We start from the raw sequence: 24186 nt of genomic DNA on the forward strand, positions 1-24186 counted from the left end.
GTGATGCCCTTGTCCCACTTCTCGGGACCGACCGCGCCACGCGCCGAACGCTTGAGCGCCGCCTGCGGAATGCTCACGAACAGGCGCTGCTTGCCGGCGTCGTAGGTCACGGCGGCATCGGGGATCACCTTGATCAGTTCGACGCAGGCCTCGTCCGCGGCCCCTGCAAGTTCAGGAAACACTGCCACGTTGACGCCCATGCATCGAGCATGGCGCGCGTGAGGCAGGGCTCGGCGTCGTTCTTGCCGTCTTTGGCGGCGAAGCGAATCTCGGTCTGCCCGGCGCCGCGCTCGTTCAGCGATACGTCGACCATGTACTTGCCCGCGAGCACGCGGTTGCCGAAGGAGAAGAGCGAGAGATCGGCATGCGGCTGGTCTCCACCGATGCCGAGGAACTCCTCGTTGAAGCTGGAGCCGGCTAACTGCTCCTGCGCATGGCCGGGCGCGCCGAGTGCGCCCAACAAGGCGGCGCACAAGGTCAGCCGGAACGGCGCGCGAGGAGCGGGCGAGTGGCGCATGGCGGTGTGTCTCCGGCGTCTCAGCGCTTGCCGCCGTCGGCGGAAGGCGCGGGCTGCGGGACCAACTCGGCCTTCACCGCCACGGGCACGGCACCTGCGGGAACCTGCACGCGCTCTCCGGACGTCTCGCCGCCGTAGTCATTGAGGGTGGTGAAGTTGACCTGGATGGCCTGCGGCGCCTTCACAGCGGTCAGCGGGTACGTCATCTCGCCGAACGGCGGAACCATGTCCGCATTGATCAGTTGCTGGCCGCTGTTGATGTTCAGCGCAGTGAAGGTCACGTGATAGGCCGTCGGATTGCCGACCTTCAGCACGGCGCCCTGTCCCTCGGTGCCGGCACTCACCGCCCACTTGAGCTGGGCGCGCGATTCTTCGGACTTGCCCACGAGCTTCGAAGGCCGGTAGAACAGCTTGATGCGGCTACGGACCGCGATCTGGAGCACGTTCTCTTCCTTCGACTTCTCGGGAATCTCCTTGACGTTGAGCCAGAAGACCGACTCACGGTCGGCTGGCAACTCGCCCTGCACACGCATGATGCGCAGGATGTTTTCCATGCCCGGGTCCAGCCGCGACAGTGGCGGCGTGACGAGCAGGGGTGTTTTGTTCTTGCCTTCGCCGGCGTCGATCCACGACTGGACCACGTAGGGCGAGGTGCCGGTGTTCTTCACCGGAATGGAGGCTTCGCGGTCCCTCTCGCCCAGGATCACGCGGGTGCCGCCGAGCATCACACCCGCGCCGGCCAACCCCTGGAGGCCCAGCATCAGCAGGATGGCGAAGGCCCAGCGGAAGCGATGGTTGCTGCACATAAAAAAGAAGTCCTTGGGCGCGGGCAAGCCGCACGGAGCACGCGCGCCCTGGCACGCCAGTGCGCATCGGGCACCGACGAAAAAATCGGAAAAAAGAAGGAGATGCCGGCGCCGGCGGGACATGAAGTCCGGCCGCGGCGCAGGCTTGGGCGGCATTGCCGGCCAGCCTGAAGCGGCTATGCGCTCCGGCCGGCCGCGGCAATGCCGCAGACGCTACTTACTTGTAGGCAACCGTGAACTGCGCGACCGAGTTGGCCGGGCCGACCGTGACAGCCGTCTTGGTCGCCACGTAGGCAGCCTGGAAATTCAGCGAGTTGTCGCCCAGACCCAGGGTGTAGACGCCGGACGGCGAACCGAGCGGAATCTTGGTCGCGGCGGAGTCACCGAGTTCGATGGCCACGCCCGCAGCCGCGCCCACACCGACCTGGCCAGCATTGGCCAGGCGCAGGTTGGTGGCGTCGTCGAGGTCGGCGGTGCCAGAGAAGGTCACGGTCGCGCCCTTGGCGGTTGCGCCGCAGCCCAGCAGATCGATCTTGAACTTGGCGGGGGTTGCCTTCTTGCCGACCAGCGCGGTGCCGGCGGTCGGGCCGTCGAATGCCGTGCGCGAAACCTTGCCGAGCGGCACGGTCATGTTCTGGCTGTTGGGCGAGATCGAGCAAGGGGCATCGACGATCTCACCGGTGAAATTGATGGTGCCATCGGCGGCGAAAGCGCCTTGCGACAACACGCCGGCCACGGCCAACGATGCGAACTTGACGAATACAGACTTTTGCATTTTGCGTTCCCTGAGGAGATGAGATAACTGAATTGCAACCTGCCATATGCAGGGCAGGCCGCAGTCTAGTTATCGATGACGCAAGATAGACAGTTGTTATCGTCAGTTCACAGTGGTTAACAGTGTTATCGAACTGAACGTGACATACATCCGAAAGATAACAACTGGAAACCAACTGTTGGCAGCTTCGCCTAGAAAACTTGCAAAGTTCGAGTCGCTACGATGCCTCCGTCGGATCCGCACTCACCCGTACAGGATGTCTTGCGGCGAGATCCCGATGTGAACCCTTAATTCATCAAACGCCAGCTGTCTCCTTGCGGATCAGCCATTGGGTCCCCGAACGCTGAAACTCCAGCGTCTTGCGACCCACTTCGCTCAAATCATTCGCGCGGTAGGTCTGCCGAAATCGGGCGGTTGCGGTCTGACCGTCGATGCTGATCGCCAGCCCCTGGACCGTCACGCTGATGGTCGACTTGCCAGCAATGCGTGCCCGGCGTTCTTCTTCCCAGTTCTTGCGGCTTTGTTGCCTGTTGGCCGGTGTGAACTCTGGCGCATAGGCGAGCAGATAGCGGCCAACGTCCCGGGCCGACCAGGCTGCGGCCCAGGCGTGCACGGCGGCTTCCACTTCGGGCGCGCGGGCATCGGATGCCGAAGATGGCGCTAGCTGCGTCGTGCGGGTGGCCGGCGCTGACGATGTGGCCGGTGCGAGCGGTGCGGCCGGCGTGGCGGACGATGGCGTCGGGGGCGCTATCACATACCCCGTGAAGCGCCAGCTGTTGTTCTCCATCGCAAAGCTGATCCTTTCGGATGCGCTCTTGCCATTGCCCAGCTGGGTCACCAGATCGACATTGGCGTAGAGGCCCGCGGGAAAGCCCGACTCGTTGCCCGCGCGGTACTGCAGGCGCGCCACGCTCGACCAGTCGCGGGCCGTCACCGGCCCCATCGACAGCCGCGCCTTGCGTGTGGTCTCGATGAAGGTGGTCTTGGGCACACGGCTCTTCAGCACGCTCGAGCCCGACTCCCAAAGCTCGCCCAGGCGGTCGGTATCTGCTTTCTGAAGGCTTTGCAATGCGGCACGGACCAACTCGTCGGACGATGTGCCTGGTGGTTGCTGCGCCGCGGCGACGATCAGCGAGGTCGAAGCCATCAAGCATGCGGCAAGAAATTGAGTGAAAAATCGATTCATTGGATGCCTTTTTTTTGAATCTTGTTCAGTTGCTTGCATGGCGAGTAGCGCATGGCTTTGCGTTGGCGAGGCCAGTCTTGGCCTTGTGATCAGTTCGAGAACGATGCCGATGCTGCCCAGCGGGCGTCACTTCGGGCGGCCGCCAAGTTGCCGCGCGCTCACCGTCGATGCGGCGAAACGACGAGCCGTTTCGCGACCGATCGAAAGCCGCCTTGACGGCTACTTGTATATGACCGTGAAAGTGGCCGTGCCGTTAGCTCGGCCCGGCAGATTTTTCGATTCGGCAGAGATGCTCTGGCAAAGTGCCAGAGCTTTTTGTTCTCCGGGTGATTCAGGCAAGGGCTCTGCGCCGACCGTCGATGCGGCGCAACAACGAACCATTTCGGGATCAACCTATCATCCTTGACGGCTATTTGTATGCAATCGTGAAGGTGGCAATGCCGTTTGCACGACCCGGCGTCACCCTGTCACCGGTCTGGTAATAGCGCGCGGTATAGGGCAGTACGTAGTCGCCCTCCTTCGACGGGCCGACCTCTACTTCATCGCCGAACCTGACAGGCACGTTCTTGCCGTCGATCACCTGAATTCCAACACCACCTGCGGTAGCCGTACCCAGTTGCGTGACACGCAACACACCTTGTTCGTTCGACGGGTCTTGCTGGGCATCCATGCGCAGCAAGACCGTGTTCTCCGCGTTCTGTCCCGCCTTGCAGTTGAGCCTGATGTTGAAATTGCGGCCACCTGTGGTGGTGCCCCTGCCTTTGAAATTGCTCTGCGGCACCTTGCCGAACTCCACCGGGATGTTCTTCGATCCTGCATCCACCGAACACGATGGAGTGATGATGGTGATACCGAGGCCGGACAGGAAAGAGTTGATCATCACCGAGCCATCACCATCCCGCGTATAGGTTGTATAGGTACCCTGTGCCAGCGGCCCATTGCCTGTCGTGGCAGCGATCTTCATCAGCTCAACAGTAAAGAACGACGGGCTGAAAATCCTCACGCCGACATTGCCGTTGTATCTGAGGGTATGCGGGTAAAAAGTCTGCGTTCCGCTCCCGTCGTTCTCACTAATTTCGCGCGAAAACCTGATCCCTACGCCAGGCACTTGCGTAGTGAAAACGTTCTCCCTGCCAGGGACCGCGTCTCCCTGCAATATGCGTCCGATCCCGGATCCGCCGTTGACGCAATTCGACAAAGCCTCCGATGCACCATTGACAGGAATGGTGAATCGCTGGGTCTTGAAAACTGCGCCCACGGCCATGTCGTTTGGAATGACCACCCTCCCCATATCCATCGCGATGTTTTTCTGGACAAAGTCAGGAGCCGCGAGACAGGCAGCCCCGGCACCGCTCGCAACCGGCAGCAGGCCCATACCCAAAACGAGAGGCATGACAGACAGTTTTCGGCTGGCCAAGGCTTTCGTCTTGCCGGATAAATTATTGGGGTTCATTTCGCTCCTTGCTTAGTCTCTTTCGTCGTTTCCGGCGCGGCTGCAGCGGGGACTTCACACCGACCGTTCAATTCGCGAATCGGCGGCGGGTTCTTTTCATCGGGCAGGCTGTACGGCACGACGCATTGGTCGGCCTTGCCCTGACCCCAGCGCACCGTGAGGTTGCCGCCCTGGCCCGCGCCGGTCACGAAGGCTTGGCCGTCTGGCCCGACGATGCCGACCTCCTGGCCCGCTTCGTTCTCGATCTTGGAACCCATCGGCAGCACGCCGCCCTTCGCATCGGTCAGCACCATCAGCAGGCGGAAGCCCACCGAGGTTTCGAACTTGGCGACCACCACCGCGCCGCGCGTGGGCACCAGCTCGGTGGCCGCGTTCTTCACCTCGACCGTGTCGCCGAGGTCGGCGGTCTTCAGCGCCAGCCGATTGAGCCGGTATGGGCTCAGGTTGGGAATGACCGCATTGCCGGACCAGTCAGTCGCCACGCCCGGCTGCGACTCGAAGCCCACGCCGGAGGCCTTGGGTACCTGCACCAGTGCGACGCTCTCACCCAACGGCTGCGACAGCGTGACGCCGCCACCGTGGATCAACACGCCACCCGACACGCCGAAGGTGCTCTGACCGAAGCCGCGGCCCTTCGAATGGCCGACGTCGAAGCGGCCGACCTGCGACAGGTAGCTCGCACTTGCACTGCCGCTGCTGCCGCCGCCCTGGTTGGCTGTGCCGGCCGTCATGTTGTAGGTCAGGCGGCTGTCGTCGAAGGCCGAGCCGTACACGCTGGCCTGCTGGCTGAGCCGCCCGGTGTTGTCGCGGTTGACCGTGTACATCGCACTGGCACGCGTGTCGCCTAGCGGAATGCTCAGCGTGAACATCACCTGCCGCACGGCCGGTCCCTGCCGCCCGGCCGCGCCGTTCAGGCTGGAGGTGTGGTTGTAGAAAACGCTGTAGCCGAATTGCTTGTAGTTGCCCGAGTAGCCCACCTGCACCAGCCGGTCTTTTGCGCTGGTGCCCCAGTAGCTCTGCTGGCGCGCGGAGGCGAACACGCTCCCCCAGTCTTTGATCTGCTGCGAGACCTCGAAGCGCAACTCGTTGCGGCGGCTGTTGAACGACTCGAAAGGCTGCAGGTCCTGCATCTGCACCGCCTCCTGGAAGGTGCGGTAGCCGCTGGTCGAATAGCGATAACCTGCCACTCGGAAGTTGGTGCCCGAGTCGAGGAAGGACTTCGAATAGAGGAAGCGCACCGACTGGCCGTCGTGGGTCTTCTGGCCATTGGTGGGCGTGCGATCGATGGTACGCGCGCTCGAGAGGTCGACCGACACCGCGCCGAAATCGCGCAGGTTCTTCCCCACGCCGACCAGCAGCGACTGGTACATGTTCGCCATCAAGAGGCCGCCATAGAGCGAGAACTCGTTGCCGAGACCGCGCGCGAGCGTCGCCTGCATGAACATCGGCTGCGAAAGCGACGACCGAATGCCCAGCACGCTGCCGCCGTCGAAATTGTTGCGGTACTTGCCGATGGTGGCCGAATAGCGCCAGGTGCCCTCGCGCAGCAGCGTGGGCACGGCCGAGAAGGCCTGGGTGTATCTGGTCTGGCGGCCGTCGGCTTCGAGGACCGTCACGTCCAGGTCACCGCTCGACGAAGTGGGGTACAGGTCGTCGATGACAAACGCGCCCGGCGCCACGAAGGTGCTGTAGATGACATAGCCGTTCTGCCGTACGGTGACACGTGCGTTGGTCTGCGCCACGCCGCGGATGGTGGGCGCGTAGCCCTGCTGGCTGTCGGGCAGCATCGCGTCGTCGGACGAGAGCTGCACGCCGCGGAACGGCAGGCTGTCGAAGAAGTTGCCGGGCGTGTTGCCGTCGCCGATCAATAACTGGCCGTTGATCGACGCGATGTCGCGTTGCGCGTAAGTGTTGATGCCTTGCCAGCGGCTCTTGCCGTCGATGCCGCGGTTGTAGGTCGAGAAATGTCGGAAGCGCCAGTCGCCGTGGTTGAAGCCGGCGCGCAGACCCGCGAACAAGGTGTTGCGCTGGCGGTTCCTGTTGCGATCGAAGATCGAGTTGCTGTCGAACACGTTTTGCGGGGGTGCGAAGGGGCTCGGATCGTTGCGCGTGTTGTCGCCGCTGTAGCGTGCGAAGTTGATCTGGTAGTCCAACATGCCGGCGGTGATGCCCTGGTCCCATTTCTCGGGGCCGACCGTGCCGCGTGCCGAGCGCCTGAGTGCCGCCTGCGGGATGCTCACGAACAGGCGCTGCTTGCCGGCGTCGTAAGAGAAGGTCGCATCGGGAATGATCGTGCCCAGGTCGACACAGCGATCGTCGCCCGGGGAGGGTGCAGCAATCACCTCGGTACCAACGGACAGCGCGGGAAAGACCTGGACGTTGACACCCCAGGCGTCCAGCATACTGCGCGTGAGGCAGGGTTCGGCGTCGGCCTTGCCTTCTTTTTCGATGAAGCGGATTTCGGTTTGCCCGACGCCACGCTCGTTGAGTGACACGTCCACCATGTACTTGCCCGCGAGCACACGGTTGCCGAAGGAGAACAGCGAGAGATCGGCGTGCGGCTGGTCCCCGCCGATGCCGAGAAATTCCTCGTTGAAGCTGGAGCCGGCCAGCTGCTGTGCTTTCTCCTGCGCATGGCTGGGTGCGCCGAGCGCGCCCAGCAAGGCGGCGCACAGGGTCAGCCGAAATGGCGCGCGAGGAGCGGGTGAACGGCGCATGGCTGCGTGTCTCCGCGTCTCAGCGCTTGTCGCCGGCGGCGGAAGGCGCAGGCTGCGGGACCAACTCAGCCTTCACAGCCACGGGCTCCGCGCCCGCAGGAACCTGCACGCGCTCCTCAGGCGTCTCGCCGCCGTAGTCGTTGAGCGTGGTGAAGTTCACCTGGATCGCCTGCGGTGCCTTCACCGTGGTCAGCGGGTACGTCATCTCGCCGAATGGCTGAAGCATGTCGGCGTTGATCAGTTGCTGGCCGCTGTTGATGTTCAGCGCAGTGAAGGTCACGTGATACGCCGTGGGGTTGCCGACCTTGAGCACAGCGCCCTGCCCTTCGGTGCCGGCACTCACTGCCCACTTGAGCTGGCCTCGCGATTCATCGGACCTGCCCGCAAGCTTCGAAGGCCGGTAGAACACCTTGATGCGGCTGCGCACCGCAATCTGGAGAACGTTCTCTTCGTTCGACTTCTCCGGAATCTCCTTGACGTTGAGCCAAAAGACCGACTCACGGTCGGCCGGCAACTCGCCGGCCACGCGCATGATGCGCAGGATGTTTTCCTTGCCCGGATCGAGGCGCGACAGCGGCGGCGTGACGAGCAATGGCGTCTTGTTCTTGCCTTCGCCGGCGTCGATCCAGGCCTGGACCACATAGGGCGAAGTGCCTGTGTTCTTTGCAGGGATGGAGGCTTCACGGTCCTTTTCGCCGAGGATCACGCGAGTGCCGCCGAGCATCACGCCCGCAGCGGCGGGCCATTGAAGGCCGAGCATCAACACGATGCTGAAAATCCAACGAAGGTTGTTCTTGCTGCACATAAGAGATGGTCCACCGTGCGCGTGAGGTATCCGGAGCACGAGCACTCAAGCCCGGCGAAGCGCCGAAGTCGGCGCGTTGCCGGGAGGAGAAAATGGAAAATGCCGACGCCGGCCGGGACGTTCAGTCGGGCGCGGCGTCAGACAAGAAGGCATCGCGTGTGTGCGTGCGTGAAGCGCTGCGCGCTTCAGCCAGCCGCGAATGCCGCGGGCGCTACTTACTTGTAGGCGATCGTGAACTGGGCAACGGCGTTGGCCGGGCCGGCCGCCACGACCGCCCTGGTCGCAATGTAGGCAGCCTGGAACTTCAGCGAGTTGTCGCCTTGGCCCAGGATGTAATCGCCCGAGTTGCCCGTATTCAGGTCGATCTTGGTGCCGGCGGAATCGCCGATTTCGATGGCCACGCCCAAGGCGGAGGCCGCGCCCACTTGGCCGGCATTGGCCAGGCGCAGCTTGGTGTTGTTGTCGAGGTCGGCGTTACCCGAAAAACTCACGCTCGCATTCTTGATGGTCGTGGTGTCGCAGCCCAGCAGGTCGATCGTGAATTGGGCCGGCGTCGACTTCGCTCCGATGGTCGCAGGACTGCCGCCGAAGGCGTTGGTCGAGACCTTGCCCAGCGGCACGATCAGGTTCTGGCTGTTCGGAGAAACCGAGCAGGCTTGCGTAGTGATCTCACCGGTGAAATTGATGGTGCCGTCGATGGCGAAAGCGCTTTGCGACAACACACCGGCCACGGCCAGCGATGCGAATTTAATGAGTACAAACTTCTTCATTTTGCGTTCCCTAGGAATTGAATTAATTGAATTGCGACTGCCTTATGCAGGGCAGGCCGCAGTCTAATTACCCAAAGAAAGCATGAAGACGTCAATTCACCACTAATTACACTAGTTAATTATGTTGGTCGGTCGACCGTGAAAAACACCCAATTGCAAATAAGCTTAAACATTAGATATTTGTAAAACAAGCTTTCCGAAATTCTCGCCGCTGAACAGCCGGTTGAGCGCCTCCGGAAAGGTATCGATCCCCGAAACCACATCTTCTTTGCTCTTCATGCGACCATCTTTCAGGTATCCAGCGAGTTCTGCGATAGCGATGTGGTACCGGTCGGCATAGTCGAACACCACGATGCCCTCCATCCGCGCCCGATTCACCAAAAGACTCAGGTAATTTTTCGGACCGGCGCCCGGCATGCTGTTGGCATTGTTGTATTGGCTGATCGCGCCGCAGATGATCACGCGGGCCTTGCGTGCGAGCCGAGCCAGCACCGCATCGAGAATCTCGCCGCCGACGTTGTCGAAGTAGATGTCCACGCCCTTCGGGCAATGTGTCTTCAGGCCTTCGCGCACCGCGCCGGCGCCAGCCTTGTAGTCGATGCAGGCGTCGAAGCCCAACTCCTTGACTACCCAGTCGCACTTGGCGGCACCGCCGGCGATCCCGACCACGCGGCAGCCCTTGATCTTGGCGAGCTGCCCCACCGTCTGCCCGACCGCTCCGGCCGCGCCGGAGATGACGACCGTTTCGCCCGCTTTGGGCTGTCCTACGTCCATCAGGCCGAAGTAGCCGGTCATGCCCGGCATACCGAGCACGTTGAGCCATTGCGTGATCGTGCCCACGCTCAAGTCAATCTTGACCAGCCCGTTGCGCTTGATCTGGTCTTCGGGGATCAGGATGTATTCCTGCACGCCCAGCGTGCCGTACACGGTGTCGCCCACCGTGAACTGCGGGTTCTTCGAGGCGATGACCCGGCCGACGCCGCCGGCGCGCATCACCTCGTCGATGGCCACGGGCGCGATGTAGCTCTTGGCGTCGTTGAGCCAGCCGCGCATCGCGGGGTCGAGCGACAGCGACAGCGTCTTGACCAGCACTCCGCCTTCGGCCGGCTCGCCGACGGGCTCGGTGGTGAACTTCCAGTTCTCGCGGGTGGCCGTGCCTTCGGGACGTTTGGCGAGGCGGACCTGGTGGTTGGTGAGTGAGCTGCTCATGGGTGTCTCCTTGATTGACGGGCGGGCCGGACGCGGTTGGAGGCGCATCGTAGCCGCGCCCATCGCGCCCGCTGGTAGCGCAGGCGACAGGGCCGACACCAGGGAAAACTCAGAGCCGCACGACGATCTGAAGGCCCGGATTCGCGTTGTGCACGGTCAACGAACCGCCGTGCGCCTCGGCGACCAGCCGGCACAGGTACATGCCCAGCCCGACCCCGCCGGTCGCTCGCGCCCGCGCCCCATCGGTGCGATAGAAGGGCTCGGTCAGCCGCTCGAGCTGCGTCTCGTCGACACCCGGGCCGAAGTCGCGCACCTCGAGTTCGACGCCCTGCACCTGGCCATCCACCACCGCGCGCAGCGACACGCACGGCGGCCGGGGCGCTTCGGTGCTGTAGCGCATGGCGTTGTCCAGCAGGTTGCGCACCAGGAGGCGGAGGCGCATGCGGTCGATCGAATGCGGCGGCAGGCCTTCGGCCAGGTCGAGGTGTACGTTCTCGGCGCCGGGCATCTCGGCCACGATCTGGCGCACGAGCACCGCGAGATCGACCGGCTCCCGCTGCAGCGCCGCATGCGGGCTCGCCAGGCGCTCGCTTTCGAGCAGGTCGCTGATCAGGTCGCGCATTTCGTTGAGGTCGCGCAGCAGCGCCTCGCGCTCGGCTTGGCCCTCGGGCGTGGCGGGCAGCAGCTCGGCGTTGAGCCGGGCGCGCGTGAGCGGCGAACGCAGCTCGTGGCTCAACGCCAGCAGCAGTCCGCGCTTGGCATCGAGCATGGCCTGGATGTCGTCGGCCATGGTGTTGATGCGCTGCGCGAGGTCGCCCAGGTCGTCGTTGCGGCGCACCGGAATCGGCTCGGTGAACTCGCCGCGGCCGAAGCGCTGTGCGCCTTCGCGGATGTCGATCAGCGGCCGCAGCAGCCGGCTCACGTACGCATAGCCCAGCAGCACGCACGACAGCAGCAGGCCCAGCGTGGCCCAACCGGTCGCGCGCGGCGCGAGCTGCCAGAGCTTGGGCGCCCAGCCGAAGATCACGCGGTGGCCGTCGGCCGTCGGGCGGATGAACCACTTGTCGCCGCCGAACATGTCTTCGCGATCGTGCATCCAGCCTCCGGGGCTGTTCGAGCCGCCCGGGTTGGAATCCCAGTTGACGGTGGGGCCGACGATGCGGATGGTGATCGGCAGCCGGGCCACCAGCGCCTGTGCACGTGTCACGTCGGGCGGCGTGCCGATCTCGGCGACGAGCCGGTCGGCGTAGTCCACCAGCATCGGCTTGGCGGCCTCGGCCCAGCCGGTGGAAAACGCCTTCTTCATGCCGCCCATGAAGACACCGGCCATCACCAGTGCGAGCAGCACGAACATCATCACGAGACGAATCCGCAGCGACCGGCGCCAGCGGCGCTTGCCCTGCACTTTTTCGTGCCACTGGGCATGCCATTGCTTGCGCATTTCGGCGCGGCGGCAGGCCATCTCGCGCCACGCTTCCCGGTGGTCTCTTCCGCCGAACCTCATGCAGGCTCGCTGCGTGCGACGGCCAGCGCGTAGCCGGCATTGCGCAGCGTCTTGATGCAGTCCAGCGGCTCCAGCTTCTTGCGCAGGCGGCTCACCACGATGTCGACCGCGCGGGTGTAGAGCTCGGCCTCGTGGCCACGCAGGCGGTTCAGGATGTCGTCGCGGCTGAAGACCTTGCCGGGCTCGGCCGCCAGCAGCGCGAGCAGTTCGAACTCGGTGCCGGTGAGTTCGACGCGCTCGCCGTGGCGCAGCACCTGGCGCCGGTCGAGATCGATCGAGAGGCCGTCGAACACGCGCAGTTGCGTGCCGTTGTTGCCATGTCCGTTCGCCACCGCCGGCGTGCTGCGCTGCCGCCGCAGGATGGTCTGCACGCGCGCCACCAGTTCGCGCGGCTCGAAGGGCTTGGGCACGTAGTCGTCGGCGCCGAGCTCGAGGCCGACCACGCGGTCCATCACCTCGCCGCGCGCGGTGAGCATCACGATGGGGATGTCGCTTTCCTTGCGGATCTCGCGGCACAGCGCAAAGCCGTCCATCTCGGGCAGCATCACGTCCAAGATGGCGGCGTCGTACTGGCCGGCGCGCAGCTTGGCGAGGCCTTCGCTCGGGCGCACGGCGCTCTCGAGCGTGCAGCCGAAGCGTGCGAAGTAGGTGGTCAGCGGCGCGGCGAGGTGTTCGTCGTCGTCGATCAGCAGGATGCGCGGCATGGCGGGATTGTGCCTCCTGGCAAACATGTGGCGAATGACTTCGCTGGCCATCAGACCGGTCGGCATCGCACCGCCATGGTCAGGCCTGTCACGAGCGTTGCGAGCAGGAGCGCGTGAAAGACGACGTCGGGCACCGTGTGCGGACCGATGCCGAGCACGATGGTGAAAAAGCCGACCAGCGTGCCGGCGAGCGCGAAGCCTTGGCCGAAGATCGCGGCGCGGCGTGCGTGCTCGGGGCGCAGCCAAGTCTCGGCCGCGGCAAGCACCAGCACGGCGGCGATCACCGCCTCGGCCGTGCGGGCGTGTGGATGGGCGTAGCCCGGCACGAGCAGGCCGGCGTGCACCATCGATGCGACGCCGAGCGCGAGCGCCTCGGCCAGCATCCAGGCGCGCGCGGCCTGCGGGCGCAGCACGGGGGCCATGTCGTTCGCCGTCACCATGGATCGGCGCGGCCGATGCGGCCCAGGTGCGTGAGGCCGAAGCCCGAGGCGTACTTGAGGCCGTAGCCGAGTGCACGGTCGAAGCCGATGTGGGTCAGCCAGATCAGTGCGCCGGCCACAGCCCACGGCATCGATGCGAGCACGCCGAGCACGAGAAGCGCGACAGGTCCGACGTACGAGTGCGCCGCGTTGTAGAACGCTGCGCCCACGCGCGGGCCCGCGAGATAGCCGAGCAGCGACAGGTCGGGCACGAGCAGCCAGAGCGCGAACACGCCCCAGCCGAGACCGAACTGCGTGTAGGCAGCCAACGCGGCGGCCAGCACGAACGCACCTTCGAGGCGCAGCAGCGTGCGCACGCCGCCTGCGGCCGCGTTCGGCGCGTCAGCCGCGGGCGCAACCCGCGTCGCCCATGCCACAGGTGCCGAGGCACGCTGCGCCACGAGCCGGTGCGCGGGGACCGATTCAGCCATGACGGCTCCAGCGGCGGCCGCCGCGGTCCATGAAATCACGGACCTTCTGTTGCTGGGCGGCGTTCAGGCTGTCGAAGAAGTCGGCAGCGGCCGCAATGACTTCGGGGCTGCCGTTCCGCACTGCGGTGGTCTTCTCGTCGATGAGCCGCGTGGCACCCGCTTGGTCGAGCTTGTTGCCCGCGAACAGTGCCTTGAACTGCGAGCGCGGATCGCCCGCGTCACCCGCGCCGCGCAAGGCTTCGCGCTGCGCCTGCAGCTTCTCGGCCAGCACGGTGAGCTTCTGCTTTTGCGTGGTGTCGAGCTCGAGCTTGCTGCCCACGCGCTCGACCATCTTGGTACGGAACTCGGCGCTGTCGCCACCCCAGCCGTGGCGTTGACCTGCACAGCCGGCGATGCTGCCAGCCACCATCGCCGCGCCGGCGAAACCGAAGAGAGTGCGTTTGATCCAGTGTTTCATGAGACGTCCTTGTGTTGTCGGAAGAAGAGGAAGCTCGATGGTGCGATTGGCGCGCTCCGAAGTCCTCTCACCGCGGTTTCGGCGTGTTTCGTTTTATTGCGACGGGTGAGGCAGCAGCGCGAGGCGTGGTTGCTCAGAGCTTGCTGCTGTTGTTGCGCGCGGCTTCGGCACGCGCATCGACGGGGTTCTGCATCGTCGAGATGACCTTGCTGTTCACGCGCGAGCCCGAGGTCACGTTCTGGTCGGGCGCTGCGGCGGTGCGCATGGCTTCGGCCACGACGCGGGCGCGTTCGGTCGACACCGCCACGGTTTCGGGGCCGCGCGAACCGCGCACGATGTTCTGGTTCGGTGCCGATGCGGTGCGCACGGCTTCGGCGCTGACCTCGGCACGGCTCATGGCCGAGACGGCGGGCTGCACGCCCTGGTAGCTCTCGGCCTTGGCGCCCGCTGCGGCGAGCATGGCGAACGAGCCGACGGTGATGAGCTGGGTCAGGGAGAAGGACTTCATGATGCAAACCTTTCAGGGGGTGTTGAGGAGCCCTGATCGTGCTTGCGCAGGCGCGGCAAGTCCTTTCGCCGCGGTTTCGGCGTGTTTCGTTTTATTGCGGCGCTATTGCTTTCGGATTCAACGGCGCAACACCGCGGCCTGCACGCGGCCCGTCGTCCGACGCGCGCGCGTCAGCCCGTGAGCGCGGCCGAGGGGTCGTCCGACTCGAGCACGCCGCGCGCCCACGGCTCCAGCTTGCTGGTGTCCGCGCGCAGCACCTCCTGCTTCACCGCCAGGATGCGCGACGGATGCATCGAGAAGCTGCGCAGGCCCAGGCCGAGCAGCAAGCGGGTGAAAGCCACGTCACCCGCCATTTCGCCGCACACGGCCACGCCCTTGCCCTGGCGGCGGCACTCAGCAATGGTGTCGGCCACCAGCTTCAGCACCGCGGGGTGCGCGGGGTCGTAGAGATGCGCGACCGACTCGTCGGCACGGTCGATCGCCAGCGTGTACTGGATCAGGTCGTTGGTGCCGATCGACAGGAAATCGAAGTGCTTGAGAAAAGTCTTGAGCGTGAGCGCGGCGGCCGGGATTTCGATCATGGCGCCGAGTTTCACGGGGCCATGCACGGCGCCGCGGTTGTTCAGTTCGGTGCGTGCAAAGTCGATCAGCGAGAGCGTCTGGCGGATCTCGCTCGCGTGCGCGAGCATCGGAATCAGCAGGTGGATTTCGCCGTGCGCCGCGGCACGCAGGATGGCGCGCAACTGCGTGAGAAACATCGCCGGATCGGCCAGGCTCCAGCGAATGGCGCGCAGGCCGAGCGCGGGGTTCAGGTGCTCCTGCTTGCTGCCGGACTTGTTCTCCAACTGCTTGTCGGCGCCCACGTCGATGGTGCGGATCGTGACCGGCATGCCCTGCATGCCCTCGACCGCGCGCTTGTAGGCCTGGTACTGCTCTTCCTCGTCGGGCAGGCGTGTCTGGCGCGCAGACGACTCGCGGCCCATGAAAAGGAATTCGCTGCGAAAGAGGCCCACGCCCACGGCACCGGCCTTGACGGCGCCCGCGGTGTCTTCGGGCATCTCGATGTTGGCGAGAAGTTCGACGCGCTGGCCGTCGAGCGTGACGGCGGGCTTGTGGCGCAGCCGCGCGAGCCGGCCGCGTTCGAGGTCGCCCTGGCGCTGCTTGAAACCATACTCGGCCAGGATGATCGGCGAGGGGTCGATGATCATCACGCCGGCATCGCCATCGATGATGACCCAGTCGTCCTGGCGCACCAGCTGGCTCGCGGTGCGCGCGCCGACGATGGCCGGAATGTCCATGCTGCGCGCGACGATGGCGGTGTGCGAGGTGCGCCCGCCCACATCGGTCACGAAGCCCGCGAACACGCTCTTCTTGAACTGGAGCATGTCGGCCGGCGAGAGGTCGTGCGCGATCAGCACCAGCGGCACGTCGATGCCGTCGCCCGCGGTGGGATCGTCGTCGTCATCGTGCGTTGCGGCGCGCTTGCGGCGCGGCGGGCTGGGCGCGAGCACCGCGGCCGTGCCCTTCATGCGGTGCAGGAGGCGCTCGACCACCTGCTCGAGGTCGGCCTTGCGTTCGCGCAGGTACTCGTCCTCCATCTCGTCGAACTGGCGCGCGATGATTTCGAGCTGCGTGGTCAGCGCCCATTCGGCGTTGTAGAGCCGGTCGGTGATCCAGTGCTTGACGCCGCCGGTGAGGGCCTCGTCCTGCAGCAGCATCTGGTGCACCTCGAGCAGCGCGGCAAGCTCGTGCGGCGCGTCGTTCGGGCCCATCTGCGCAACGCTGGTCTGCAGCTTGGCGAGCTCGTCGGCGACGGCATTGCGCGCGGTGCGCACGCGGTCGATCTCGGTCTCGATTTCCTCGGGCTTGATGAAGTAGTGGGCGACGTCGATGCGGCTGGACACCACCAGCACCGCGCGGCCGATGGCAATGCCACGGGCGACAGGGAGGCCGTGGACTGCGAAGGTCATGGCTTGGCCCTTATTCGCCTTCGCCGAACTTGTCGTCCATGAGTTGGACGATGGCGTTCATCGCTTCTTCTTCCTGCTGGCCGTTGGTCTCGAGCTCGACGGTGGAGCCGAGGCCGGCGGCCAGCATCATGACGCCCATGATGCTCTTGGCATTGATGCGGCGGTCGCCGCGCGAGAGCCACACCTCGCAGGGATAGCTGCCTGCGAGCTTGGTCAGCTTGGCCGATGCGCGTGCGTGCAGGCCCAGCTTATTGCTGATGGTCACGGATTTCTTGATCACTGTGCTTTCTTTTTGCCTGGTTCTGGGGAGCCGCCACCGCCACCTGCATGACGCCCGCGGTGCCACCCGCGATGGCGCGCTGCACCAGCGTGTCGAGCGGTTCGTGGCGGTAGGTCACGGCGCGCAGCAGCATCGGCAGGTTGACACCCGCCACCAGCCGCGACTGGATGCCGTCCACCAACTTCTGCGCCACGTTGCAGGGCGTGGCGCCGAACACATCGGCCAGCACCAGCACCTGCGAGCGCGGGCCATGCAGCTGCTGCTGGAGCGTGATGCGAGCGGCGGCCAGCGTTTCCTCGGGCGACACATTGGGCAGCACGTCGAGCGCGACGACGGCCTGCTCGCAGTCGGGAAACACATGCAGCGCGCACTGCCGCAGCGCCTGCGCGAACGGTGAGTGGGCAATGATGAGGATGCTGTTCATGCGGCTCAGGGGACGACGCGTCGATTATGCGGGGGCGCCCAGGGAAAGTAGAGATAAGACATAACGCATCAGCCCGCGAAAAAACGGACAGCGCCGCCGCTCATGGAAGGCGCAGGCCCTCGAAGAAGGTCTTCGAGGCTTCGGGCGCGGATGGCTTGCCGAGCACGGTCGCCTGGTAAAGCGCCACGGTGCCGTTCTTCTGCGATTGGGCGAACCAAAGCACCTGAACGGGCGCGGCGCCCGGCCGGGCTGGTTGCGCATCGAGCCGCGCGGGTGCAGGCATCGCGGTTGCGCGCTGCAGGGCCGCGGGAGCTTCCGCCACCTTCGCCTCGCCCAACTGGCTGCGCGTGGCTGCGCGCCACGCGCTGAGCCAGGCCTCGGCCTGCTCCGGGCTGCCGGCGGAAGCGTGGGCAATGGCGAAGGTCGCGCCGCCGGTCTCGCAGCCGGCCATGTCGACCTGCACGGACTCGGCGCCCAGCGGCAGCGCGCGGTTCGCGCGGTCGGGCTTGCAGGGCAGGAGCGCGACCAGGCCTGCATCGGCGATCTGCACCTCGCGCCAGTTGAAGGTGGGACTGCAGGCGGCGATAAAGGCGGCTGCGGCTGTCAGCGCAAGCCAGGGGCGGAGGGCGAATGACGGCATGGGGGAGCGATTATCGAACCACGCGATGCCGGATGGGCCCTCGCCAGCACGGCTGCACAGGCGGAACTAGAATCGCGCCGCCCTCTCCTCCTCTCAGTCGCCGCCATGAAAAAATACATCGCTGCCGCCGCCGTCGCTCTTGCATTGGCCGTCGGCGTGGGCGTGTACCTCGGCTCCGGCAACACGGCAGCCCCGGCCTCCACCTTCGTGCTGCTGGACGGCAGCCAGAAGACCACCGCCGACCTCAAAGGCAAGGTCACCCTGGTCAACTTCTGGGCCACGAGCTGCGTGACCTGCGTCGGCGAGATGCCCAAGGTGATCGCGACCTACGACAAGTACAAGTCGCAGGGCTACGACACGCTGGCGGTGGCCATGAGCTACGACCCGCCGAGCTACGTCGTCAACTTCGCCGAAACCCGCAAGCTGCCGTTCAAGGTCGCGATCGACAACACCGGCAGCGTGGCGCAGGCCTGGGGCGATGTGAAGCTCACGCCGACCACTTACCTGGTCAACAAGCAGGGCGAGATCGTGAAGCGCTATGTCGGCGAGCCCGACTTCGCCGAGCTGCACAAGCTCATCGAGAAGCTGCTCGCAGAGGCCTGAACCCTCTCCGTCACCCATAAAAAAGGCGCTACCTCGTAGCGCCTTTTGTTTTTTGCAGCCGCCCTTACTGGTTGCGGAAGCTGTCGTGGCAAGCCTTGCAGCTCGCGCCGGTCGGGCCGAACTGGGCCTTCAGCGCGTCGATGTTGCCGGCCTTGGCGGCAACCACCAGCTTGCCGGTTTCCTCGATCAGCTTCTGCTGGCGTTCCTTGAACTTGGCATCTTCCTTCCAGACTTCAGGCTTGGCCTTGCCGCCCTCGGTGCCGGCGCCGAAGCCGGCCCAGGGCAGCTTCGCCATGTCGGCCACGACTTCGGCATTGGCGGCGGCAGCCGCTGCATCGTAGGGAACCCGGCCGTTGGCCATGGCGCCCAGGCGGCCGAAATGCTGGCTCATCACGAACAGCGCGCTCTGGCGGTACTTGATGGCGTCCTCGGGCTTTGCGAACTGGGCTGCAGCGGGCAGGGTCATCGCAGCGCAGGCGGCTGCAAGGGCGAACGAGGCAAGTCGGGTCATCGTGGGTCCTTGTGTGGGGTGGCAACGCCGTCGAACGCAGCGCTGCGGCCGAGTGTAGGGGCAGGCCATGTCGGAGGCATAGCAACAACCCGAAGCAGCCCGGCGCCCGGACTTTGCTAATCTGCGCCTTCCGCAGCCTCGCGCCACCGCGCCCCCATCGATGACCGATACCTCCGTGGCCGCCCTCCAGGCGACCGCCAGCACCGCGGCCCCCACGCGCGTCTGGGACCTGCCGACGCGTCTTTTCCACTGGGCGCTGGCCGTCGCCGTGATCGGCCTGATCGGAACCGGCCTCAGCGGCATCATGGAATGGCACTTTCGGCTCGGGTACACAGTGCTTGCGCTGCTGCTGTTCCGGTTGCTCTGGGGCTTCGTGGGCGGGCGCTGGTCGCGCTTCGCGGCGTTCATCTACGCGCCAGGGTCGGTCATCAACTACCTGCGCGGGCGGGCGCATCCGGACCATCTGATCGGGCACACGCCGCTGGGCGCGCTGTCGGTGTTCGCGGTGCTGGCGATCCTGGCGTTCCAGGTCGCCACCGGGCTGATGGCCGACGACGAGATTTCGGCCTCCGGGCCGCTCACCCGCTTCGTCTCGGGTGCGGTCGTGAGCTTCGCCACCGGTTGGCACAAGGCGCAGGGCAAGTGGATCGTGATCGCGCTCGTCAGCCTGCATGTGCTGGCCGTGCTGTTCTATGTGCTGGTCAGGCGGCATCGCCTGGTGCGGCCGATGGTGTCGGGCGACAAACTCGTAGCGCGCGCCAACGGTGAGGTCGCCGGGAGCCGCGACGACGCGGCTTCGCGCGGGCTGGCGCTGGTGCTGTTCGCGCTGTGCGCTGGCGTGGCGTACTGGGTGGCGTCGCTGCGCGTATGAGCTCTTCGGTTTCGCGCCCCCTGCCGCTGGCGGACACGCCGATCGTCGTGCTCCTCACGCCCGATGAAGCCTATGAGATCGACGCCGCGCGCGCGATCTTTCGCGACTATGCCGCCTCGCTGGACATCGATCTGGACTTCCAGGATTTCGACAGCGAACTGGCTGACCTGCCGGGCGAATACGCCGAACCGCGCGGCACGCTGCTGCTGGCACTCGTGGATCCGGCGAACATCAAGGAAGAAGCCGGCCGGCAGGCCCCGATGCTGCGGCGTGCCGATGGCTCGCTCGCGCACGTGGCAGGCTGCTGCGCCCTGCGCCCGCTCGACAACGCGGACTATGCGAACGCGGCGGAAATGAAGCGGCTGTTCGTGCGCCCCGGCTTTCGGGGACTCGGCCTGGGCCGGCAGCTTGCCGAGGCGATCCTCGACGCGGCACGCGCCGCGGGCTACGGGTGCGTGCTGCTCGATACGCTCGACGACATGGAATCGGCGCGGGCACTCTACGAAGACCTGGGCTTCGAAGAAGTGCCGCCCTACTATCACAACCCCATTGCCGGGGCTCATTACCTCAAGGCCGATCTCTGATCGATCGGCCGATCAATCAGCCGCGGGCTTGCGCCAGCAGCGTGTCGGCGTCGCTGACTTCGAACTTGCCGGGTGCCTCGACGTTGAGCGTCGCGACCTTGCCGTCCTTCACGAGCATCGAGTAGCGATTGCTGCGCAGGCCCATGCCACGGCCCGTCAGGTCGAGCGTGAGACCGGTGGCCTTGGCGAAATCGGCGCTGCCGTCGGCCAGCATGCGCACCTTGGCGCCGGTCTTCTGATCGCGCGCCCAAGCGCCCATCACGAAGGCATCGTTCACGCTCACACACCAGATCTCGTCCACGCCGGCGGTCTTGAAGTCGTCGAAGTGCTGCACGTAGCCCGGCACGTGCTTGGCCGAGCAGGTGGGCGTGAAGGCGCCCGGCAGCGCGAACAGCGCGATGGTCTTGCCGGCCGAAGCCTTGGCCACGTCCACCGCGTTCGGGCCGATGCTGCAGCCTTCGCCCTCGACTTCGGAATATTCCTGCAGAGTTGCCGAAGGAAGGGTGTCACCGACTTTGATCATTGAATGCTCCTGAAAAAGAAAAACGGCCCACATTGTGGGCCGTTTCCGGTTGAGTCGTTCAGAACTCGGTTCGGGAAGATCAGACCAGCACGGCCTTCTCGACCAAGCGGGTCACGACCCAGTTCTTGGTCTTCGAGATCGGACGGCTTTCCGTGATCTCGATGGTGTCGCCCAGCTTGTACTCGCCATTTTCGTCATGGGCGTGGTACTTGCTCGTCTTGGCCACGATCTTGCCGTAGAGCTCGTGCTTCACACGGCGCTCGACCAGCACGGTCACGGTCTTGGCACGCTTGTCGCTGACCACCTTGCCGATCAAGGTGCGCTTGAGGGATTTTTTAGCTTCCGTCATGTTCACTCCTTACTTGGCGGCTTGAGTTTCTTGCTGCTTCTGCGCAAGAATGGTCTTGGCGCGCGCGATGTCGCGGCGCGTCACGCGCAGCGTCGAGGTGTTCGACAACTGTTGCGTGGCTTTCTGCATGCGCAGACCGAAGTGGGCCTTCTGCAGGTCCTTGATTTCGGTTTCAAGGCCTGCGACGTCCTTCGTGCGAAGGGTTGCAGCCTTGGTGACCTTGGCCGGAGCCACGGTTTCTTTTTTCTTACGTGTTGCCATGGATGTTCTCCTCTCAGGCGCCGAGCTGGCGAGCGACGAACGTCGTGCGCAGCGGAAGCTTGGCGGCGGCCAGGCGGAACGCTTCGCGGGCGAGCTCTTCGGGCACGCCGACGATCTCGAACACGATCTTGCCAGGCTGGATTTCAGCGACGTAGTACTCGGGGTTGCCCTTACCGTTACCCATCCGAACTTCGGCGGGCTTGGTCGAGATTGGCTTGTCCGGGAACACGCGGATCCAGATACGGCCACCGCGCTTCACGTGACGCGAAATCGCGCGACGAGCGGCTTCGATCTGGCGCGCCGTGAGGCGGCCGCGGTCGGTGCATTTGAGACCGAAGTCACCGAACGCAACCGAGTTACCCGTGGTTGCGATGCCGGTGTTGCGGCCCTTTTGTTCCTTGCGGAACTTTCTGCGTGCAGGTTGCAGCATTTTTAATACTCCGTAGTTCTAAGACCGATCACTCGGTCTTGGCACCGTCAGCTGCTGCAGCTGGCGCGGCTTTGCGGACGCGCTTAACGGCGGGTTTCGAGTCTGCACCGGCACCGCCGGTTGCTTCGGCGGGCTTGTCGCTGCCATCGGCCGGTGCGGTGTTGCCACCGATCGGGCCGCGGGCGCCGGCACGGGGGCCGGGACCACGACGGTCCGAACCCGGACGGTCGCCACCAGGGCGGCCATCGCGGCGCGGACCACGCGGACGACGTTCTTCTTCAGGACGCGGCGTTTCGACGGCCGGCAGGTCGTTACGACCCAGCGTGTCGCCCTTGTAGACCCAGACCTTGACGCCGATGACGCCGTAGGTGGTCTTGGCTTCCGAGGTGCCGTAGTCGATGTCGGCGCGCAGGGTGTGAAGCGGCACGCGACCTTCGCGGTACCACTCGCAACGAGCGATTTCGATGCCGTTCAGGCGGCCCGACGACATGATCTTGATGCCCAGGGCACCCAGACGCATGGCGTTCTGCATGGCGCGCTTCATGGCACGGCGGAACATGATCCGCTTTTCGAGCTGTTGCGTGATGCTGTCGGCGATCAGTTGGGCATCGATTTCGGGCTTGCGCACTTCTTCGATGTTCACTGCCACCGGCACGCCGAGCTGCTTGCCCAGTTCGCGCTTGAGGTTCTCGATGTCTTCGCCCTTCTTGCCGATCACGACGCCCGGACGTGCCGAGTAGATCGTGATGCGTGCGTTCTTGGCGGGACGTTCGATCATGACGCGCGAGACCGAAGCGTTCTTCAGCTTCTTCTTCAGGTATTCGCGAACCTTGATGTCTTCGGCCAGCATGCCCGCGAAATCGCGGTCGCTTGCGTACCAGCGGCTGGACCAGTTACGGGTGACCGCAAGGCGGAACCCGGTTGGGTGGATTTTCTGTCCCATATTTCTTCCAGGCCTTCTTAGTTGCCGACCGTCACGTACACATGGCACGTGGGCTTGCTGATGCGATTGCCGCGACCCTTGGCCCGCGCCGTGAAGCGCTTGAGCGTTGCACCTTGCTCGACGTAGATGGTCTTGACCTTCAGCTCGTCGATGTCGGCACCGTCGTTGTGCTCGGCGTTGGCAATTGCCGACTCGAGCACCTTCTTGATGATCACAGCGGCCTTTTTCTGCGTGAACTGCAGAACGTTGAGCGCTTGATCGACCTTCTTGCCGCGGATGAGGTCCGCGACCAGACGGCCCTTGTCGACCGACAGGCGGACACCGCGGAGGACTGCACGTGTTTCAGACATGGTCGTTCCTTACTTCTTCTGGACTTTTTTGTCCGCGGGGTGCCCCTTGAACGTGCGCGTGAGCGCAAATTCGCCGAGCTTGTGGCCGACCATCTGGTCGGTGATGTACACAGGCACGTGTTGCTTGCCGTTGTGCACTGCGATGGTCAGACCGATGAACTCGGGCAGAACCATCGAACGACGCGACCAGGTCTTGATCGGCTTCTTGTCCTTGGTCGTCACGGCCTTGTCGGCCTTGGCCACCAGGTGGTGGTCGACGAAAGGACCCTTTTTGAGAGAGCGAGTCATGAGCTATCCCCTTACTTCTTGCGACGCGACACGATGAAGACCTGCGTGCGCTTGTTGTTACGGGTGCGATAGCCCTTGGTCAGGTTGCCCCATGGGTCGACAGGGTGGCGGCCTTCGCCAGTCTTGCCTTCGCCACCACCGTGCGGGTGGTCGACCGGGTTCATCACCACACCGCGAACGGTCGGGCGAATACCCATGTGACGCTTCGCGCCGGCCTTGCCGAGTTGGCGCAGGCTGTGCTCTTCGTTGGCCACTTCGCCGATGGTTGCGCGGCATTCGATGTGGATGCGCCGCACCTCACCCGAACGCATGCGGACCTGGGCGTAGACGCCTTCGCGAGCCAGCAGCGTGGCCGACGTACCGGCCGAACGTGCGATCTGCGCGCCCTTGCCGGGTTGCAGTTCGATGCAGTGGATCGTCGAGCCGACCGGGATATTGCGGATCGGCAGGGTGTTGCCGGCGCGGATCGGGGCTTCGGCGCCCGACAGCAGCGTTGCACCAGCTTCAAGACCGCGCGGGGCGATGATGTAGCGGCGCTCGCCGTCGGCGTAGCAGACCAGAGCGATGTGGGCGGTGCGGTTCGGGTCGTATTCGATGCGTTCGACCTTGGCCGGGATGCCGTCCTTGTTGCGCACGAAATCGACAACGCGGTAGTGGTGCTTGGCACCGCCGCCACGATGACGGATCGTGATGTGGCCGTTGTTGTTACGGCCGGCCTTCTGGAACTGGGGCTCCAGCAGGGGAGCGTGAGGAGCACCCTTGAACAGGTGGTCACGCGAAATCTTCACCGCGCCGCGTTGGCCCGGCGAAGTGGGTTTCATCTTGATGACGGCCATGA

Annotated in this window: 31 protein-coding genes and 1 pseudogene; 4 read left to right on the top strand and 28 right to left on the bottom strand. The window is 64.9% G+C overall.

The features are described 5' to 3' along the window. Positions 1-32 precede the first annotated feature (32 nt). The 4 genes and pseudogenes from QFZ83_RS26285 to QFZ83_RS26300 all read right to left on the bottom strand — a co-directional run. A pseudogene (locus tag QFZ83_RS26285) lies at positions 33-517 on the bottom strand (FimD/PapC N-terminal domain-containing protein); the annotation flags it as partial. 20 nt (positions 518-537) lie between these two features. Then, entirely contained in the window at positions 538-1323 is a 786-nt protein-coding gene (locus tag QFZ83_RS26290) for a molecular chaperone (protein ID WP_307511270.1), read from the bottom strand. Between the two features lie 217 nt (positions 1324-1540). Beyond that, positions 1541-2098 carry a fimbrial protein gene (locus QFZ83_RS26295; RefSeq protein WP_306882957.1) on the bottom strand — a complete coding sequence of 186 codons (558 nt, stop codon included), beginning with the start codon at positions 2096-2098 and terminating at the stop codon, positions 1541-1543. A gap of 295 nt (positions 2099-2393) precedes the next feature. Further along, entirely contained in the window at positions 2394-3284 is an 891-nt protein-coding gene (locus QFZ83_RS26300; protein WP_307511272.1) for a DUF4019 domain-containing protein, read from the bottom strand. A 103-nt stretch (positions 3285-3387) separates the two neighbouring features. On the opposite strand from QFZ83_RS26300, the gene QFZ83_RS26305 reads away from it, so the two are divergent. Further along, the gene (locus tag QFZ83_RS26305) at positions 3388-3690 is read left to right on the top strand and encodes a hypothetical protein (protein WP_307511274.1); all 303 of its coding nucleotides are present in this window, start codon (positions 3388-3390) and stop codon (positions 3688-3690) included. Between the two features lie 3 nt (positions 3691-3693). Here the strand turns inward: QFZ83_RS26305 and QFZ83_RS26310 are convergent, their stop codons facing one another. The 15 genes from QFZ83_RS26310 to QFZ83_RS26380 form a co-directional block, all read right to left on the bottom strand. Further along, a complete protein-coding gene (locus QFZ83_RS26310; RefSeq protein WP_307511276.1) occupies positions 3694-4737 on the bottom strand; it encodes a fimbrial protein in 1044 nt (347 codons plus the stop codon). Further along, positions 4734-7454: a fimbria/pilus outer membrane usher protein gene (locus tag QFZ83_RS26315; protein ID WP_307511277.1), complete on the bottom strand. Its 2721-nt coding sequence runs from the start codon at positions 7452-7454 to the stop codon at positions 4734-4736. The genes QFZ83_RS26310 and QFZ83_RS26315 overlap by 4 nt, the downstream gene beginning before the upstream one ends. 19 nt (positions 7455-7473) lie before the next feature. Beyond that, positions 7474-8214, bottom strand: coding sequence for a molecular chaperone (locus tag QFZ83_RS26320; RefSeq protein WP_307511279.1), 741 nt, complete (start codon positions 8212-8214; stop codon positions 7474-7476). Between the two features lie 260 nt (positions 8215-8474). Continuing rightward, entirely contained in the window at positions 8475-9029 is a 555-nt protein-coding gene (locus QFZ83_RS26325; protein WP_307511280.1) for a fimbrial protein, read from the bottom strand. 165 nt (positions 9030-9194) lie between these two features. Beyond that, a complete protein-coding gene (locus QFZ83_RS26330) occupies positions 9195-10238 on the bottom strand; it encodes an NADP-dependent oxidoreductase (RefSeq protein ID WP_307511283.1) in 1044 nt (347 codons plus the stop codon). Between the two features lie 109 nt (positions 10239-10347). After that, positions 10348-11700 (bottom strand): HAMP domain-containing sensor histidine kinase, encoded by a 1353-nt coding sequence (locus tag QFZ83_RS26335; protein ID WP_307512820.1) that lies wholly within the window; start codon positions 11698-11700, stop codon positions 10348-10350. Between the two features lie 38 nt (positions 11701-11738). Continuing rightward, positions 11739-12446 carry a response regulator transcription factor gene (locus QFZ83_RS26340; RefSeq protein ID WP_307511285.1) on the bottom strand — a complete coding sequence of 236 codons (708 nt, stop codon included), beginning with the start codon at positions 12444-12446 and terminating at the stop codon, positions 11739-11741. Between the two features lie 50 nt (positions 12447-12496). Beyond that, on the bottom strand, positions 12497-12886 hold the full coding sequence (locus QFZ83_RS26345) for a hypothetical protein (protein ID WP_307511287.1): 390 nt from the start codon (positions 12884-12886) through the stop codon (positions 12497-12499). Then, positions 12880-13356, bottom strand: a complete 477-nt coding sequence (locus QFZ83_RS26350; RefSeq protein WP_307511289.1) for a DUF4260 domain-containing protein — start codon at positions 13354-13356, stop codon at positions 12880-12882. Before QFZ83_RS26350 ends, QFZ83_RS26345 begins: the two co-directional genes overlap by 7 nt. After that, on the bottom strand, positions 13349-13813 hold the full coding sequence (locus tag QFZ83_RS26355) for a Spy/CpxP family protein refolding chaperone (RefSeq protein ID WP_307511291.1): 465 nt from the start codon (positions 13811-13813) through the stop codon (positions 13349-13351). The genes QFZ83_RS26350 and QFZ83_RS26355 overlap by 8 nt, the downstream gene beginning before the upstream one ends. A 133-nt stretch (positions 13814-13946) precedes the next feature. Then, on the bottom strand, positions 13947-14321 hold the full coding sequence (locus tag QFZ83_RS26360; RefSeq protein WP_307511292.1) for a DUF4148 domain-containing protein: 375 nt from the start codon (positions 14319-14321) through the stop codon (positions 13947-13949). Between the two features lie 170 nt (positions 14322-14491). After that, the gene (ptsP, locus tag QFZ83_RS26365) at positions 14492-16291 is read right to left on the bottom strand and encodes a phosphoenolpyruvate--protein phosphotransferase (RefSeq protein WP_307511293.1); all 1800 of its coding nucleotides are present in this window, start codon (positions 16289-16291) and stop codon (positions 14492-14494) included. 10 nt (positions 16292-16301) lie between these two features. Continuing rightward, entirely contained in the window at positions 16302-16571 is a 270-nt protein-coding gene (locus QFZ83_RS26370) for an HPr family phosphocarrier protein (RefSeq protein WP_013543930.1), read from the bottom strand. Further along, positions 16540-16995, bottom strand: a complete 456-nt coding sequence (locus QFZ83_RS26375) for a PTS sugar transporter subunit IIA (RefSeq protein ID WP_307511295.1) — start codon at positions 16993-16995, stop codon at positions 16540-16542. The genes QFZ83_RS26370 and QFZ83_RS26375 overlap by 32 nt, the downstream gene beginning before the upstream one ends. A 100-nt stretch (positions 16996-17095) precedes the next feature. Then, positions 17096-17635 (bottom strand): hypothetical protein, encoded by a 540-nt coding sequence (locus QFZ83_RS26380; protein ID WP_307511296.1) that lies wholly within the window; start codon positions 17633-17635, stop codon positions 17096-17098. Positions 17636-17740: 105 nt separating this feature from the next. Between QFZ83_RS26380 and QFZ83_RS26385 the strand changes: the two genes are divergently transcribed. Next, a complete protein-coding gene (locus QFZ83_RS26385; RefSeq protein WP_013543933.1) occupies positions 17741-18238 on the top strand; it encodes a TlpA disulfide reductase family protein in 498 nt (165 codons plus the stop codon). 64 nt (positions 18239-18302) lie between these two features. Here QFZ83_RS26385 and QFZ83_RS26390 read toward each other — a convergent pair whose 3' ends face one another. Next, the gene (locus QFZ83_RS26390) at positions 18303-18749 is read right to left on the bottom strand and encodes a cytochrome c (protein ID WP_306882942.1); all 447 of its coding nucleotides are present in this window, start codon (positions 18747-18749) and stop codon (positions 18303-18305) included. 160 nt (positions 18750-18909) lie between these two features. On the opposite strand from QFZ83_RS26390, the gene QFZ83_RS26395 reads away from it, so the two are divergent. Next, the gene (locus tag QFZ83_RS26395; protein ID WP_307511299.1) at positions 18910-19620 is read left to right on the top strand and encodes a cytochrome b/b6 domain-containing protein; all 711 of its coding nucleotides are present in this window, start codon (positions 18910-18912) and stop codon (positions 19618-19620) included. After that, positions 19617-20204, top strand: a complete 588-nt coding sequence (locus QFZ83_RS26400) for a GNAT family N-acetyltransferase (protein WP_013543936.1) — start codon at positions 19617-19619, stop codon at positions 20202-20204. Before QFZ83_RS26395 ends, QFZ83_RS26400 begins: the two co-directional genes overlap by 4 nt. Before the next feature lie 16 nt (positions 20205-20220). Here QFZ83_RS26400 and QFZ83_RS26405 read toward each other — a convergent pair whose 3' ends face one another. The 8 genes from QFZ83_RS26405 to rplB form a co-directional block, all read right to left on the bottom strand. After that, positions 20221-20727, bottom strand: a complete 507-nt coding sequence (locus QFZ83_RS26405) for a peroxiredoxin (RefSeq protein ID WP_307511301.1) — start codon at positions 20725-20727, stop codon at positions 20221-20223. 79 nt (positions 20728-20806) lie between these two features. Next, the gene (gene rpsQ / locus QFZ83_RS26410) at positions 20807-21076 is read right to left on the bottom strand and encodes a 30S ribosomal protein S17 (protein WP_013543938.1); all 270 of its coding nucleotides are present in this window, start codon (positions 21074-21076) and stop codon (positions 20807-20809) included. A gap of 9 nt (positions 21077-21085) precedes the next feature. Further along, positions 21086-21337 carry a 50S ribosomal protein L29 gene (rpmC, locus tag QFZ83_RS26415; protein ID WP_306882938.1) on the bottom strand — a complete coding sequence of 84 codons (252 nt, stop codon included), beginning with the start codon at positions 21335-21337 and terminating at the stop codon, positions 21086-21088. Between the two features lie 13 nt (positions 21338-21350). Next, entirely contained in the window at positions 21351-21767 is a 417-nt protein-coding gene (gene rplP / locus QFZ83_RS26420) for a 50S ribosomal protein L16 (RefSeq protein ID WP_007838137.1), read from the bottom strand. 28 nt (positions 21768-21795) lie between these two features. Continuing rightward, a complete protein-coding gene (gene rpsC / locus QFZ83_RS26425) occupies positions 21796-22710 on the bottom strand; it encodes a 30S ribosomal protein S3 (protein ID WP_013543940.1) in 915 nt (304 codons plus the stop codon). A gap of 17 nt (positions 22711-22727) precedes the next feature. Then, on the bottom strand, positions 22728-23060 hold the full coding sequence (gene rplV / locus QFZ83_RS26430) for a 50S ribosomal protein L22 (RefSeq protein ID WP_007838134.1): 333 nt from the start codon (positions 23058-23060) through the stop codon (positions 22728-22730). A 9-nt stretch (positions 23061-23069) separates the two neighbouring features. Further along, complete coding sequence (rpsS, locus tag QFZ83_RS26435) at positions 23070-23348, bottom strand: 30S ribosomal protein S19 (protein WP_007838132.1); 279 nt, start codon at positions 23346-23348, stop codon at positions 23070-23072. An 11-nt stretch (positions 23349-23359) separates the two neighbouring features. Then, complete coding sequence (gene rplB, locus QFZ83_RS26440) at positions 23360-24184, bottom strand: 50S ribosomal protein L2 (protein ID WP_013543941.1); 825 nt, start codon at positions 24182-24184, stop codon at positions 23360-23362. Positions 24185-24186: the final 2 nt, after the last annotated feature.

The sequence above is a fragment of the Variovorax sp. W1I1 genome, from assembly GCF_030815625.1.
GTDB lineage: Bacteria > Pseudomonadota > Gammaproteobacteria > Burkholderiales > Burkholderiaceae_C > Variovorax > Variovorax paradoxus_C.

Bases quoted from the DNA above. Each gene is read 5' to 3' on its own strand.
- QFZ83_RS26290 (WP_307511270.1), bottom strand. From the start codon at position 1,323: ATGTGCAGCAACCATCGCTTCCGCTGGGCCTTCGCCATCCTGCTGATG.
- QFZ83_RS26295 (WP_306882957.1), bottom strand. From the start codon at position 2,098: ATGCAAAAGTCTGTATTCGTCAAGTTCGCATCGTTGGCCGTGGCCGGC.
- QFZ83_RS26300 (WP_307511272.1), bottom strand. From the start codon at position 3,284: ATGAATCGATTTTTCACTCAATTTCTTGCCGCATGCTTGATGGCTTCG.
- QFZ83_RS26305 (WP_307511274.1), top strand. From the start codon at position 3,388: ATGCCGATGCTGCCCAGCGGGCGTCACTTCGGGCGGCCGCCAAGTTGC.
- QFZ83_RS26310 (WP_307511276.1), bottom strand. From the start codon at position 4,737: ATGAACCCCAATAATTTATCCGGCAAGACGAAAGCCTTGGCCAGCCGA.
- QFZ83_RS26315 (WP_307511277.1), bottom strand. From the start codon at position 7,454: ATGCGCCGTTCACCCGCTCCTCGCGCGCCATTTCGGCTGACCCTGTGC.
- QFZ83_RS26320 (WP_307511279.1), bottom strand. From the start codon at position 8,214: ATGCTCGGCCTTCAATGGCCCGCCGCTGCGGGCGTGATGCTCGGCGGC.
- QFZ83_RS26325 (WP_307511280.1), bottom strand. From the start codon at position 9,029: ATGAAGAAGTTTGTACTCATTAAATTCGCATCGCTGGCCGTGGCCGGT.
- QFZ83_RS26330 (WP_307511283.1), bottom strand. From the start codon at position 10,238: ATGAGCAGCTCACTCACCAACCACCAGGTCCGCCTCGCCAAACGTCCC.
- QFZ83_RS26335 (WP_307512820.1), bottom strand. From the start codon at position 11,700: ATGGCCTGCCGCCGCGCCGAAATGCGCAAGCAATGGCATGCCCAGTGG.
- QFZ83_RS26340 (WP_307511285.1), bottom strand. From the start codon at position 12,446: ATGCCGCGCATCCTGCTGATCGACGACGACGAACACCTCGCCGCGCCG.
- QFZ83_RS26345 (WP_307511287.1), bottom strand. From the start codon at position 12,886: ATGGTGACGGCGAACGACATGGCCCCCGTGCTGCGCCCGCAGGCCGCG.
- QFZ83_RS26350 (WP_307511289.1), bottom strand. From the start codon at position 13,356: ATGGCTGAATCGGTCCCCGCGCACCGGCTCGTGGCGCAGCGTGCCTCG.
- QFZ83_RS26355 (WP_307511291.1), bottom strand. From the start codon at position 13,813: ATGAAACACTGGATCAAACGCACTCTCTTCGGTTTCGCCGGCGCGGCG.
- QFZ83_RS26360 (WP_307511292.1), bottom strand. From the start codon at position 14,321: ATGAAGTCCTTCTCCCTGACCCAGCTCATCACCGTCGGCTCGTTCGCC.
- ptsP (WP_307511293.1), bottom strand. From the start codon at position 16,291: ATGACCTTCGCAGTCCACGGCCTCCCTGTCGCCCGTGGCATTGCCATC.
- QFZ83_RS26375 (WP_307511295.1), bottom strand. From the start codon at position 16,995: ATGAACAGCATCCTCATCATTGCCCACTCACCGTTCGCGCAGGCGCTG.
- QFZ83_RS26380 (WP_307511296.1), bottom strand. From the start codon at position 17,635: ATGCCGTCATTCGCCCTCCGCCCCTGGCTTGCGCTGACAGCCGCAGCC.
- QFZ83_RS26385 (WP_013543933.1), top strand. From the start codon at position 17,741: ATGAAAAAATACATCGCTGCCGCCGCCGTCGCTCTTGCATTGGCCGTC.
- QFZ83_RS26390 (WP_306882942.1), bottom strand. From the start codon at position 18,749: ATGACCCGACTTGCCTCGTTCGCCCTTGCAGCCGCCTGCGCTGCGATG.
- QFZ83_RS26395 (WP_307511299.1), top strand. From the start codon at position 18,910: ATGACCGATACCTCCGTGGCCGCCCTCCAGGCGACCGCCAGCACCGCG.
- QFZ83_RS26400 (WP_013543936.1), top strand. From the start codon at position 19,617: ATGAGCTCTTCGGTTTCGCGCCCCCTGCCGCTGGCGGACACGCCGATC.
- QFZ83_RS26405 (WP_307511301.1), bottom strand. From the start codon at position 20,727: ATGATCAAAGTCGGTGACACCCTTCCTTCGGCAACTCTGCAGGAATAT.
- rpsQ (WP_013543938.1), bottom strand. From the start codon at position 21,076: ATGACGGAAGCTAAAAAATCCCTCAAGCGCACCTTGATCGGCAAGGTG.
- rpmC (WP_306882938.1), bottom strand. From the start codon at position 21,337: ATGGCAACACGTAAGAAAAAAGAAACCGTGGCTCCGGCCAAGGTCACC.
- rplP (WP_007838137.1), bottom strand. From the start codon at position 21,767: ATGCTGCAACCTGCACGCAGAAAGTTCCGCAAGGAACAAAAGGGCCGC.
- rpsC (WP_013543940.1), bottom strand. From the start codon at position 22,710: ATGGGACAGAAAATCCACCCAACCGGGTTCCGCCTTGCGGTCACCCGT.
- rplV (WP_007838134.1), bottom strand. From the start codon at position 23,060: ATGTCTGAAACACGTGCAGTCCTCCGCGGTGTCCGCCTGTCGGTCGAC.
- rpsS (WP_007838132.1), bottom strand. From the start codon at position 23,348: ATGACTCGCTCTCTCAAAAAGGGTCCTTTCGTCGACCACCACCTGGTG.
- rplB (WP_013543941.1), bottom strand. From the start codon at position 24,184: ATGGCCGTCATCAAGATGAAACCCACTTCGCCGGGCCAACGCGGCGCG.